The organism is Paenibacillus thiaminolyticus, assembly GCF_003591545.1.
Classification (GTDB): domain Bacteria; phylum Bacillota; class Bacilli; order Paenibacillales; family Paenibacillaceae; genus Paenibacillus_B; species Paenibacillus_B thiaminolyticus_A.
This window is the reverse complement of record NZ_QYZD01000018.1, coordinates 1-12979: the sequence shown is the minus strand read 5'-3', so window position 1 is coordinate 12979 and position 12979 is coordinate 1. Positions and strand designations below refer to the sequence as shown.

Below are 12979 nucleotides of genomic sequence, written 5' to 3'. Positions count from 1 at the left end.
CTGGTGCGAGCTTGCTATCAACGGCCAATCCCTCCTCTCCGCATGCAAACGCCGCCCTTCCCGTATAACAACGGTAGGGGCGGCGCTGCTTACCTTCGCCGGAAAATGCTGCCCGAGCGGCTTCGCGTCTTCGGCGGTTTATACTTCTTCACCTTAGGCGGCGTGTACTTGGACGAATTGTCGTACTCCTTTTTGTTCCTTGTGATCGAGCCCCGCGTATTGCTGTCGGACGGCGTACGCTTGAAGATGCTCCCCCCGCTGCCGACCGTCGAATCGTTGCTGTTCGTGCCACGGCGGAAGATTGAGCCCTTCCGTTCGACGGTAAGCGGAGGGATCTTCTTCTTCTCCTCGGTCGTCGGCGTCCGATACGGCTTCGATGGCTTGTAATCCCCCCGATCCGTATATCCCCGGTAGCCCCCCGATCCTCGGAGCGAGTCGAACAGCGTATCCAGCAGACGATATTGTATGTACATCTCCAGGAAGCTGCGATCGTAATTGTTCTTTACATATTCTTTGGAATCGACCTCGATCAAGCTGTCTTCCAGCTTCGCCGGATCCTGCTGGATCTGAATCAGCTGATCGGGGTAGACCAGGAACATTCGCTCGGTACTCGTTTCCGATATTTGCTCCGGCCTGCGCTGCTCCGCAATCGCCTCAGCCGCCTCCGGCACCGGCGTATCCTCCGCGCGATAGATATAGGAGGTGCTGCTTCCGTCTCTCGCCACCGATTCCAGCGGATACGATGCGGACAGATCGATCTGTCCGCAAGCCGCCAACAGCGGGAAGAGAAGGCTGGCGATAATGATCCATTTGACGGCATTCCAACCCCGTGTATTCATGGCGGAGCTCCTCATGATCGGCGGATGATGCGCACATCCGCCGCGATAACCGCTTCGCCTTCATACAACTGGAAGCGGCCGCCCTGCCACTCGATGCGGAGCAGCTTCCGGTCGTCGGACTGGTATTGCCATACATATTGCTCTCCGGCTGTTCCGAACGGCGTCTGCCCCGTGCAGATCACTCTGCCATCAAATTGATCCTCAAGATAGAACCATCTTCCGTCCAGCTCGATCTCCGTCGGAACCTCCTCCACCGAATCGAGCCGTCCGTCAATCACTTGATACAGGCTGTAATAAGGCTGTTCCCGCTCTTCTACATGCAAGTACCGGATGTTCGCCCCGTCACGCAAGGTAACCCAGGCACCCGGTCGAACCCGCCAATCGGTACGTCCGATGATCTCATAGCTGATTAGAGATACTTCGCAAATATCTCCCGGTTCCAACATGGACGGTTTTTTTTCGGGCTGCGGCGTCTCGGGCTTGACCATGATGTTTTTGATCCGTTTCCACAAGCTCATCCGTATCTCTCCTTCCGTTCCCGTCTGTCCGTTACAGACAGGCGGCGATGATGAGCGCGCCTACGACATGCATCGAACCGGCTACCAGGGCATACGACATCCGCCCCTCCTTCGTGCCTTCCTCCAGGTTCATGCCGAACCCGCTCCGGAACAGCAGGCGGAGGATGAACTCCAGAATGAGGAGGATGACGAAGGAGACAGCCGACATGAACAGCGCTTCGGCCAGGTTGTAGGCAACCTTTATCGAGCTCGACAGGATGAATCCTTGCGAGAAGAGCTTCATGACGAAGCGGGTCGTCACCGCGACATTCCCTGCCCGCATTTCCTGAATATCATTGTAACCCGTGAACAGCGAATCCACGAACATGAGCAAGAACAGGAGCAAAGCTCCCATTGCCGTCCATAGCGCGATCCCGGCAATATTGTCGAGAATCATGTTAATACTGCACTCCCCTTACCATTCGATGAGATTTCTGCACCTACTGCTTAAGAAGGACGCTTGCCCTAGCGGCAAGCGTCCTTACTCTTACTCAGCGGATTTATCGTATTTTTTCATGATGGCCGCGAGTTCGTCCTCAACATCCTTGTTCTTGCCAAGCTTGGCGAACTCGTCGTCAAGCGATTTGGAAGAACCGTTCATCTCGTTCGAGGCTTCGGCCTGAGCTTCCATTGCAAGCATTTTGTCTTCCATTCGCTTCAATCCGGACATCGCCGTATCGGAGCTGAATCCTGACATCGCCTTGTTGATTTCCGTCTGTGCCTTCGCTGCATTGTAGCGTGCAACCAGCGTCTCGCGCTTGCTCTTCATGTCGGAATACTGCTTCCGCATCTCGTCCAGCTTCGCGCGAAGGTTGTCGGCGGAAGCCTTATTCTGCTCGTAGCTCGCCTTGAACTCATTCATCTTCTCTTCGGCGGCTTTTTTCTCTTCCAGCGCACGGCGGGCAAGATCCAGATTTTCGGCCTGCACGGCGATATGCGCCTGCTCCTCGCGCTTCTTCACCAACGCAGCTTGCTCCTCGTACGATTGCTTGAAGCGCTTCTCGATCGCGATCTGCTGAGCTACCGCACGTTCCGCTTCCTCCAGATCCTCTTGCATGTCTCGCAAGTATTGATCCGTCATCTTAATAGGATCTTCGGCTTTCTCAATCAGTGCATAAATGTTGGACATGGTTACATCACGCAAGCGTTTGAATAATGACATGGACAGTTCCTCCCTATGCAGTCTTATCCTCAGTGTATCCTGGAAATCTTGGACTCCTGGGCATGTTATTATGCCGTCTTTATACCCATACATACGAACGGAATCCGACGTTGTTTCACTTTTTTTGCTCTTCCTATTTTATCACGCTGAGGGGGAGAAGGATAGCTGTCACAGTTGGTCTCTGTATACAGAGAATGCCGGGGCCGTCACAGCGACCCCGGCATAATAGTCGGACTTACCGGCGAACCCGGTCCAATTCGATGGAAAATCTCCGCCACGCCTGCTCTACGACCTTCGCGATATCATCCTTCCGCAAATCGTCGTAATGAATGCCGGCCGCGACGGTTACAGTCGTATCCAGCGCTTCCGCGGCCCGGAGGGCCATGGCCGCGCTGAGCTCGTCCTCACGATGCCCGGGAACGGTATGTGTGGCAACCTTCCACTGTCCCGCTTCATTCCACGAGGTCGATACGGCGCCGATATGCGCGTCTCCTCCACTCACTAGGAACAGCCAATCCCGCCCTTGCCGAATGGCCTCGACCCGGATATCGCCTCCGGGCGGAGCCGTTTCATTATCGATCCCGCTCATGAAATAATTCCCCGGATTTCATCCAAACTGTTAATATTCTCTTTTTCCATGAAGGCCGTTAGACCGTTCAGCAGATCTTCGCCTGCCCGCAGATTCATGAAATTGTACGTTCCGATCTGGACCACTTCGGCTCCCGCCATTATAAACTCAATGATATCTTCCGAGGAGGAAATGCCACCCATTCCCATCACGGGAATCGTGACCGCCTGCGCGACTTGATGCACCATGCGCAGCGCAATCGGCTTGATAGCCGGACCGGATAGCCCCGCATACGTATTCTGGAACACACTGCGCCGCTCGTAAATATCAATTTTCATCGCGGAAAAAGTATTGACGAGCGACACGCATTCCGCGCCCTCCTCCTGGCACATGAACGCCATGCCGACCACATTCTCCGCATTCGGCGACAGCTTGACCGCCAGCGGCAGCGAAGTCACCTGCCGTACTTCCCGAATCACTTCCCGGGCGACCTCGGTCCGAATCCCGAAGGCCATGCCGCCCTCCTTCACATTCGGGCATGATATATTCAACTCAATCATATCTACCGCGGGCCGGTTCAATTTGCGGCGGTCCTCGGCATCCTTCGTAATCTTCAATGCGCCGAGCACATAATCCTCGATAGTGCTCCCGCCAAGATTAGCGATTTTGACTGGTTCTATCTTCTCCCAGAACTTCATCTCTTCCTGAAGAAACGCATCGACGCCCGGATTTTCCAAGCCGACACTATTCAGAATCCCGCTTGCCGTCTCCCATATACGGGTTCCCTCATTACCAGGACGCGGATGCAGGGTTAGTCCTTTGGAGGCGATGCCGCCAAGCTGATTGATATCATAGTATTGGGCATATTCCTGCCCGAAGCCGAATGTGCCGGAAGCCATGACAAGCGGGTTTTTGAACTCGATTCCCGCCACATTACACGCTAAGCTTCTCATGCCACGTCACCTCCTGTGCCTGAAATACCGGTCCTTCTGAGCAGACCTTGCGGTTGCCGCTTGCCGTTCGCACGGAGCAGCCGTAGCAGGCTCCAATGCCGCAAGCCATTCTTTTCTCCAGAGACACGTACAGCTTTGTCTCTACTCCTTCCGCCATGCGGGCTGCCGCCTCCATCATTCCTAGCGGTCCGCATACAAAGATATTGTCGTATTTCTTCATATCGACATCAAGCAGCAGGTTCGCATCGACTCGGACGACAAGCTCACTCGCATAGGGAGCAAATTCTTCCGTCATATAGGACGTTCCCCGAAATCCGAGATAAATATCCGGCTTGTCCAATTGTTTCGCCGTGTACAGAAGAGGCGCGATGCCGATGCCTCCGCCGACTAGTGCAGTCTTCCCGTCAACTTCCGGGAACCCGTTGCCGAACGGCCCCTCCAGCTGGATCGAATCGCCAGGGCGAAGACTTGCGAATCGGGCTGTTCCTTCGCCTCCGACTTTGTACAGAAACTGGATAGAGTCCGGCTCCAAATTGTAGATACTGATCGGACGGGATAGAAGCGGATAATGGGTCCAAGCCCGCAACATATAGAATTGCCCCATCCGTCCTTCAAAAGTGCCCTCTACGGTCATGAGATAAACATCTTGAGCTATCTGATTGTTGGTTAGAATCTTATGCACGTGTCTGCTCCTTTGTTCACCTTTAGCAATTCTACTATGCCTGTAACGGCGCCATTCATCTGTGATGCAGGTCACGTTGGGCATAAATCCCCCTGACAAAGGACATAACAAGAAGACAGGTGTAATCGGGAAAGGAGGAAGATTATTGCGCACAAAACAGATATGCTGTCTGCTGGCGTGCCTGGTAGGAGTAACCGGCTGCTTTCCGCGTTCGCATCAGGCGGCCCCGGATCCGCAGCTGAACACGTTGGAAACGAACCAGCCATCAGCGGAGTTGACATCGCCACAGCCGCCCCATGAAGTGGTGGAACGGCCTGAGACCGGCAAGGGCACGATCTCCTTCGTCCTGGAAGACAAACCGCATCCGCTGCCGAATCAGCCTCTGCCCTTGCCCAAGTTCCACTTGAAGACAAAGGGCACGGCCCACACGGAATCCGCCAATGAAGGGGTCCGTTCTGACACCTTGGGACGGAAGGCCGTGAAACAGAAATCCGTCATGAAGCCAAAGGAGCCTCCGATCCCGGAGCCAGCCCAATCTGCATCTCAGAATACGAAATCCGGAATTAGCCAACGCCATTTGAGCTTGGCTCAGCTTAGAATGAAATACCCGCATATTTTCAAGCTTCATGGATCCAAGCGCGGACTCCGCCGAGTCGCCCTAACCTTCGATGATGTCCCCGATAACCGAATAACCCCGCTTGTACTGGATATTTTGCGGGAACATAACATTCGCGCGACCTTCTTTCTCGTCGGCTCTCGGGCGAAAGCCCATCCCGAGCTGGTTCGGCGCATCGTCCGGGAAGGCCATATTATCGGCAATCATTCTTACAGCCATCCGTTAATGACGAAGCTGACGCTGCCTGCCTTCGAGCAGCAAGTGAAGGATGCAGAACGGATAATTGAAGAGATTATCGGTTACAAGCCAAGGTTCTATCGCCCTCCCTTCGGAGAGATCAATGAAGAGCAATTGAAATGGGCCGGGGATCACGGCTATCTCGTCGTCAATTGGGATGTCGATTCCAACGACTGGCGGGGCTTGAACGCCAAGGAAGTATATAACAACGTTATGAGCGCGGTCAGGCCCGGTTCAATCGTGCTTCATCATGCGGGAGGAAGCAAGCAAAATGGTTACTTGCAAGGAACACTCAAAGCCCTACCGTCCATCATTAAACAATTGAAGCAACAGCGGTACCACTTTGTCACCGTGCCGGAGCTGCTCCAGGACCGCAAGGACAAAAAAGATAATTGAAACTAACTGTCTTAAACGCAAAACAACCCCTGCCGCTGTAGACAGGGGTTGAACGTATGCTGATATCAATTAAGACATAATGTACACTTCAACATTTTGAATGCCGAAGGTGCTGCCGATCTGCTTGCTCACCGGAACGAAAATATCAATCTTGTTGCCATTGATGGCACCGCCGATATCTCGGGCTTCCGCGATGAACCCGCCTTGCGGAAGATGCTGGAACTGATAACCGGTGATGAACAGCTTCGTTCCCAATGGAATGACCTTCGGGTCGACGGCTACTGTCCCCAGCTTCAATGGGTTGCCGAAGTAATCAACAGCGCCCCATTTTCCGTTTTCACTCGCATGGGCCGTATACGCAGTGGCCTTCATGTTCACTTTCTTTTTATATGTCATCTCCTTGCCGGAGACCGTAATTACGTTCTTCTTCGCCGTTGCCGCAACCGCATTCGCTTTCTCCTCAGTTTGCGCCTTCGCCGCCGTATTCGCTTTCTCCTCAGTTTGCGCCTTCGCTGCTGGCTTCGCTTTCTCCTCGGTTTGCGCCTTCGCTGCTGGCTTCGCTTTCTCCTCGGTTTGCACCTTCGCTGCTGGTGCAGCGGCCTCTTTCGCAGCTTTCGCTGGCTTGTCCGCAGATGCTCCAGCCTTGTCCGCTGCCGATGCGTCCTTATCCCTATCGGCTTCAATCAATGCCACGTTCTCCGATTCCACCGCCAGACCTTGCAGGGTCTTCTTCGGAAGCTCCAGCTTCAGCCCTCCATAGATATTCAAAGGATCAATGTTGGCGTTCGCCTTCATCAATTCATCCAGATCAATCTGATGCTTCTTCGCAAGCTTATAGAAGGTATCTCCTTCCTGAGCAGTGTAGGGCTCGGCATAAACTGGCATCATTTGAAATACCAGATTCAATCCTATCAGTGCCGTTGTAAGCTTTAATATCGATTTTTTCCGCATATGGTGTATGTTCCTCCTTAAGATAGCCTGCGAGGTTAGTTGTCGGATTCGGGTCAAGGAGTACCCTACATGCCGGCGATTCGCCGGCTGATTCACCCCAAGGCGCTCATCCCGTTATGAATGAACACCGGTCAATCATCCCCCGTACTATGTTCGGCTCGAATTGCATCATATCACAATTTTGTAACCTATGCGCAGTCAGTTAATGGTAAACAAACAACAACATGCCTCTTTAGCCTTTAAAATGGGCCGAAATAACGTATGAAATCGCTTTATCCGGTCCCAAAAGCATTAGGTGTGTAACAAAATTGTAACCAGCGACTACTACTATATCATAGATTACAAATTTGTAAACAGTTCAGACCTTTCCTATTATTGGACATCTCCAAACTACTGGTATCACGCACCTTTGAGCAATATCCCCATCCGTCAGCTGTTTCGCTGTCTTTGGGGCATTCTCCCTGTCCGTCATGTATCTTGTTGCCTTCCGGTCAATATCCCCATCCGTCAACTGTTTCGCTGCCTTTGTAGCACTATCCCTGTCCGTCAGGTATTTTGTGTCCTTTCGGTCACTTTCCCCATCGTTCAGGTGTCTGCTGCCTTTGGGGGACTATCCCTGTCCGTCAGGTGGCCCCCGCTTTTGGAGCTGTTTTGGTAAAAAATTTCCCGTTTATCCATGAGTCAGAACTCCTTAAACGTCTTTTCCCTGCATAATGGAGAGACTGCTTATAAGGAACCAGTGCGGAATCTTCCACTTCCTGCTTGATGGGGATATTGCTTATAAGGAACCAGTGCGGAGCCTTCCACTTCCTGCTCGATGGGGATATTGCTTATAAGGACCCAACGTGGAGTCTTCCACTTCCTGCTTGATGGGGATACCGCTTATAAGGAATCAGCAGGCAATCTTCCACTTCCTGCTTGATGGGGATATTGCTCATAGAGGGCAAGGGGTAGCTTTATGTTTTAGAAGTGAAAAGCGGATAAGTACGGAGAATCTTTTTCGCATAGTAAGGACAGTCGGTAGCAAAAACAGAACCAGCCGGGATTCCCAGCTGGCTGCGGCCTCGGAACGGTCAATCGATAACCGTCTCCATCGATTTTGAATTGTGTCCGGCGGATTCGTTTAGAGAACTTGTCCGAGGAATTCTTGCGTGCGTGGGTGCTGGGGCGCCGAGAACAATTGCTGCGGCAGTCCCTGCTCGACGATATGCCCGCCATCCATGAACACGATGCGATCACCGACCTCGCGCGCAAATCCCATCTCATGCGTTACGATCACCATCGTCATCCCGTCTCGGGCGAGCGACTTCATTACTTCCAGCACTTCGCCGACCATCTCGGGATCCAGAGCGGATGTCGGCTCGTCGAACAGCATGACATGCGGCTCCATCGCCAGCGCCCGAGCAATCGCAATCCGCTGCTTCTGTCCGCCGGACAGCTGGTCAGGGTAAGCGGATGCCTTGTCGGCCAATCCGACCTTCTTCAAGAGCTCCATTGCGGTCGCCTCCGCTTCCGCCTTGCTTTTCCCTTTCACTTTAATCGGAGCCAGCGTAATGTTGTCCATTACCGACATATGAGGGAACAGGTTGAAGGATTGGAAGACCATGCCCATTTTCGCTCGTGTTGCGTTAATATCATGCTTTTTGTCATTGATTCTCATGCCTTCGAACAAAATATCGCCTGCCGTCGGCGTCTCCAGCAGATTAAGACAGCGCAGAAAGGTGCTCTTGCCCGAGCCGCTCGGACCGATAACAACGACGACTTCCCCTTGTTCGATCTTCATGTTCAAGCCGTTCAAAATGTTCAGCTCTCCGTACGATTTATGCAGATCACGAATTTCGATCATTCTTCAACTTCCTTTCCAGCAGACCGATTGCCTTCGACAGCGGAATCGTCAGCACGAGGTACATCATAGCCGCTCCAAGCAACGGCCCCATTGCCGTATACGTCTTGCTGCGGATAATATCCGTCTGGAACATAATGTCCGCGATTCCGATCAGACTGACAATCGAGCTCTCCTTGATAATGGTGACGAACTCGTTCCCAATTGCGGGAATAACCGTACGGAATGCCTGCGGCAAAATAATATATCTCATCGTCATGCCCTTGGACATGCCAAGCGAACGTGCGGCTTCCGCCTGCCCCTTATCCACCGCCTGGATACCCGATCGGAAAATTTCCGCCAAGTAAGCCGAGCTGTTAATCGATACGGCAATTGCGCCGGAAGTGAATTTGCTGAATTCGATACCGAACTGAGCCAGTCCGAAATGAATAATAAACAATTGCACCAGCAGCGGTGTGCCGCGAAGAAGCTCGATATAGACGACTGCGAACCAGTTCAACGGCTTGAAAGGCCCGATCCGCATCAAAACAATAATTATGCCAAGCACGAAGCCAGCGAGCACCGCCACCAGTGAGAGCAGCACCGTAATTTGGGCTCCGGATAAATAATCCCATTTATAGTCCCATAGCATAGAGAGCCAGTCCAACAACAGCCTCTTCCCCTTTCCAATCTCTGCCTGTCATGTAATAGAACGAAAAAGAGCGGCTTGCGCCGCCTCTTTCTCCCCGTGTGAATCGGGCCTTATTGCTCTTCCGCCATCTGGGTTGCCTTCGTAATGAACTCGTCCAGCTTGCCCTCCGATTTCAGGCGGGCAATCGTCTTGTTCGCAGCTTCGACCATCTTCGGACTGCCTTTGCGGAAGCCGATGACATAGCCATCGCTCGCCGGCTGCAGCACCGCATCCGACAACTCCAGTTCAGGACGGTTCGTGGCATAGGCCTTCGCGACCGGCTTCTCAACGATGACCGCTTCTACCCGGTTCGATTCGAGCGCCAATACGAGATCGCTTACTTTGGCAAGCAATTCAGGCTGCGCTTCCGGAATCTGTGAGATCACATTCTCGAAAGTCGAGCCTTTCTGAATCCCGATTTTCATCCCTTTCAGATCTTCCGGCGTCTTGTACTTGTCCTTGTCCGCGGCACGCACGATGACGCCTGCCTCAGCCAGGTAGTACGGATCGGAGAAGTCTACCGCCTTGGCCCGATCTGGAGTTGGATCCATACCGGAAATAACCATGTCCAGCTTGTCCGTATTTAAGGCTCCGATTAGCGATTCGAACTTCATATCATCAATCTTTAATTCAACGCCCAGATCCTTCGCAATCTCGTTCGCCAAGTCGATGTCGAAGCCGACAATTTCATCCTTGCCGTTTATCGTCTTGTGGAATTCGAATGGAGGATAATCGGCGCTGACGCCGACGACGAGCGTCTTCTTGCTCATAATATTGTCGTAACTATCTCCTTTGGCTCCGCAGCCAACCAGAATGGCCATTAATAGCGAACATACCGCTACGATCTTCATTGTTCTCACTACACTTCATCCCCACTTCTCTGATTATCCTTCCTTCCCATGATAGGAGGATTTCGGTCGTCACCAATTATACATGATAATGTATAGATATACAATGGTTCAGAACAAAAAAAGATGCTGGAATAGCTGCTTTTACGGGAGAATTCACCAATAGAAGAAATAAACGCTGGTCAATTGTCGCAGGGAACCACTTTATCAGTAAAATGTGCAAATTTTCGGTTTTTCATCCAAATATCTGAGTAAACCGGCAAATCCATAATTATTCTTCAATTCTGCAATTAATATGCTATTTTTGGTACACCTCTAATAGGTAAGTTGTCCGTTTTCTCGGGTTATGGAGAGCATCATCCTTTCCTGTGTCATTTTCGTTCTATTTTTTGGAATAATCCACCTATTCCGAAGCTTATGCGACTGAACGACTCAATATGTATTATTATGTATATATTTACGCATAAAACGGCAGGAAGAACATGTCTTTGAACACGCTTCCTGCCGAGCAACTTCAAAGAGCAGGATCTGAATTCTCCGGAATAAATGGAAATCGGATATGTATAAGTGTTTTGCCCGGAACGGAAGAGATCTCCATGCTTCCCTGATGACGATGTACGATTCGGAAGCAGATGGACAGCCCCAAGCCAGTTCCGCCCGCTTTCGTCGTCAGGAAGGGGGTTCCCGCCGACTGCAAAATCGTCGTGTCGAAGCCAGACCCCTCATCTTCGACCTCAAGATGTATCACATGCTCATCATACCTGGTCCGAACCGTCAGCGCCTGATTTGCTTCCATCGCCTCCAGCCCGTTGCGAATCAGATTATGCAGCAGTTGGCGAATTTCCTTTTCATCCATCTCGAATTCCGGCACCGGGTTCAGCTCAAGCCGAATCTCCTGGCAATCCGTTGTCGCCGATGCTTGCACGAGCGGATAAATATGATTGATAACATCGTTCAATGATTGCTTGCGGAATTCGACGACTTTGTGCTGCGCCAATGTCAAGTATTCCGTAATGATGGAGTTCGCACGCTCGATTTCTTCCATCATCGTGTCGAAATATACATGCTCCTTCACATGCTCCGGCTTGCTGCGGAGCAGCTGCAGAAATCCTTTGACCGTCGTCAACGGATTGCGTATCTCATGGCTGATGGCCGCCGCCATCTCACCCACAACCTTCAAGGCGCCCATTCGCTTCAGCTCCTGCTCGAGCTGCACTTGCTTGTGGAGCGAATCGGTCATCCGGTTCATATGCTCGCCAAGCAACCGGAACTCATTATGCTGATCGTGCTCCACCCTCACATTATAATCCCCCATGGCAAGTCGGGACGAGGCATCGACCAGACTGCGCACAGGCCGGTGAATAAGGCGGCGGATCCACATATGCAGAAGCAGTGCGACAACAACTGCAGCCAACGTGAAGGTGCAGAATGTCACCCAAGTGACGTGGTAAAGAACGGAGTCGATCACCGTTGCCGGAAGCATGATCATCGCAATCCAGTCCGTCTCTTTCAAGCCAACTGTAAACACGATCATTTTACGATCCTGATACCTGGTCATCGATGTCGTCTCGGCGGTCTCATCGATATCTTTTGTGACCTGTTCGAATATCGGAATCAGCTCTTCATCGAAATCCCGGTACAAATTGGCGAAGATGGTATGCTGTTCGTCCGGGTCATAGAGCAAATCTCCGTCTTTCGTAATGAGCAAGGTCTTGCTGTCCGGATGGAAGCTGAGGCTAGAGCCGACCTGCTGCAAATCATTGTAATGGATGTCGATGCCGGCCACACCCAACAGCAGCCCCTTCTTATCGTAGACCGGCGTACTGATGGACAGCAGGGGCTGATGTGTAAACGGATCAATAAAAGGGGCGGTAATATGTGTACCGCCGCTCTTCGCTGCCCCATGATAGTAATCGAAGCGCGACTCGCTCTCATTGACATGCGACGATGCATCTGTCTCCTGTCCGCTCTTTATTTCGAGAGGCATTCCATTCTTATCATAACCGTACCAGACGAAGTACTGTCCCTGGTTATGATAGCTCGACTGTGCCGTGAACCAGTAGCCGTTGACGAATTGGTTGGGACTTCTTGCGAAGAGTCTCGTAGCGCTCCTGACGTCAGAAGACACGTCATCCGACAGCCGGTAAAGCTCGCGGATAATACGGGAAAACGTTTCCACCGATTTCTTGTGATGAAGGAGTGCCGAATCCACCTCGTTCGCAGCCAGCTTCACCTGATTCAAATAATTCTCTGTCATATTGCTCTGTATGATCGATTGTACCGCTTGATGGGAAAAAAATGAAATGACAGCAAGTGCGGCAATAACGGTCACAAAGATGCGGACCATCATCTGCCGGTGAATCGTCCGTAACATAACAGCCTCCGTTTGGCTCGGCGGCTCTTTTCTGCATCGCCAGAGCCCAGTCTCTAATACTAACGGATTTCAATCTTGGACAATGACATAAAACGATGGTTTGCGACATTTCCTACGATCAAGTTCGATCCCATTATAGTATGTTTTGTCTATCATAGATATTATATCTTCCATTTTCCATAAAAAAAGACTTTTGTATATGTTCACATATACAAAAGTCTTTTTCATTTTCAGCGTGCCCAGCGAAGCACGCATCATCTAGCCGGTGAGAGTCCGGTCGCGG

Annotated in this window: 13 protein-coding genes and 1 riboswitch; of the genes, 1 reads left to right on the top strand and 12 read right to left on the bottom strand. The window is 51.7% G+C overall.

The window, feature by feature from the left end:
- Positions 1-89: 89 nt before the first annotated feature.
- The 7 genes from DQX05_RS18510 to DQX05_RS18480 form a co-directional block, all read right to left on the bottom strand.
- Positions 90-839, bottom strand: a complete 750-nt coding sequence (locus tag DQX05_RS18510) for a DUF4247 domain-containing protein (protein ID WP_119794985.1) — start codon at positions 837-839, stop codon at positions 90-92.
- 11 nt (positions 840-850) lie between these two features.
- Positions 851-1357 (bottom strand): DUF4178 domain-containing protein, encoded by a 507-nt coding sequence (locus tag DQX05_RS18505; RefSeq protein ID WP_119794984.1) that lies wholly within the window; start codon positions 1355-1357, stop codon positions 851-853.
- Between the two features lie 31 nt (positions 1358-1388).
- Positions 1389-1793, bottom strand: a complete 405-nt coding sequence (locus DQX05_RS18500; RefSeq protein WP_119794983.1) for a DUF350 domain-containing protein — start codon at positions 1791-1793, stop codon at positions 1389-1391.
- A gap of 90 nt (positions 1794-1883) precedes the next feature.
- Positions 1884-2558 carry a PspA/IM30 family protein gene (locus tag DQX05_RS18495; RefSeq protein ID WP_119794982.1) on the bottom strand — a complete coding sequence of 225 codons (675 nt, stop codon included), beginning with the start codon at positions 2556-2558 and terminating at the stop codon, positions 1884-1886.
- A gap of 235 nt (positions 2559-2793) precedes the next feature.
- Entirely contained in the window at positions 2794-3147 is a 354-nt protein-coding gene (lpdD, locus tag DQX05_RS18490; protein WP_119794981.1) for a prenylated flavin chaperone LpdD, read from the bottom strand.
- Complete coding sequence (locus tag DQX05_RS18485) at positions 3144-4079, bottom strand: dihydroorotate dehydrogenase (RefSeq protein ID WP_119794980.1); 936 nt, start codon at positions 4077-4079, stop codon at positions 3144-3146. The genes lpdD and DQX05_RS18485 overlap by 4 nt, the downstream gene beginning before the upstream one ends.
- Positions 4060-4761, bottom strand: coding sequence for a dihydroorotate dehydrogenase electron transfer subunit (locus tag DQX05_RS18480; protein WP_119794979.1), 702 nt, complete (start codon positions 4759-4761; stop codon positions 4060-4062). The genes DQX05_RS18485 and DQX05_RS18480 overlap by 20 nt, the downstream gene beginning before the upstream one ends.
- 145 nt (positions 4762-4906) lie before the next feature.
- On the opposite strand from DQX05_RS18480, the gene DQX05_RS18475 reads away from it, so the two are divergent.
- Positions 4907-6010 (top strand): polysaccharide deacetylase family protein, encoded by a 1104-nt coding sequence (locus tag DQX05_RS18475; protein WP_182914812.1) that lies wholly within the window; start codon positions 4907-4909, stop codon positions 6008-6010.
- A gap of 69 nt (positions 6011-6079) precedes the next feature.
- On the opposite strand, the gene DQX05_RS18470 is transcribed toward DQX05_RS18475, so the two are convergent.
- The 5 genes from DQX05_RS18470 to DQX05_RS18450 all read right to left on the bottom strand — a co-directional run bounded on the left by DQX05_RS18470 (position 6080) and on the right by DQX05_RS18450 (position 12696).
- Positions 6080-6961, bottom strand: a complete 882-nt coding sequence (locus tag DQX05_RS18470; protein WP_119794978.1) for a 3D domain-containing protein — start codon at positions 6959-6961, stop codon at positions 6080-6082.
- Between the two features lie 8 nt (positions 6962-6969).
- Positions 6970-7130, bottom strand: a riboswitch (cyclic di-AMP (ydaO/yuaA leader).
- Between the two features lie 954 nt (positions 7131-8084).
- Complete coding sequence (locus tag DQX05_RS18465) at positions 8085-8807, bottom strand: amino acid ABC transporter ATP-binding protein (protein ID WP_119794977.1); 723 nt, start codon at positions 8805-8807, stop codon at positions 8085-8087.
- Complete coding sequence (locus tag DQX05_RS18460) at positions 8791-9453, bottom strand: amino acid ABC transporter permease (protein ID WP_240927510.1); 663 nt, start codon at positions 9451-9453, stop codon at positions 8791-8793. The genes DQX05_RS18465 and DQX05_RS18460 overlap by 17 nt, the downstream gene beginning before the upstream one ends.
- 92 nt (positions 9454-9545) lie before the next feature.
- Entirely contained in the window at positions 9546-10325 is a 780-nt protein-coding gene (locus DQX05_RS18455) for a transporter substrate-binding domain-containing protein (RefSeq protein ID WP_119794976.1), read from the bottom strand.
- A 511-nt stretch (positions 10326-10836) separates the two neighbouring features.
- The gene (locus tag DQX05_RS18450; RefSeq protein ID WP_119794975.1) at positions 10837-12696 is read right to left on the bottom strand and encodes an ATP-binding protein; all 1860 of its coding nucleotides are present in this window, start codon (positions 12694-12696) and stop codon (positions 10837-10839) included.
- Positions 12697-12979: the final 283 nt, after the last annotated feature.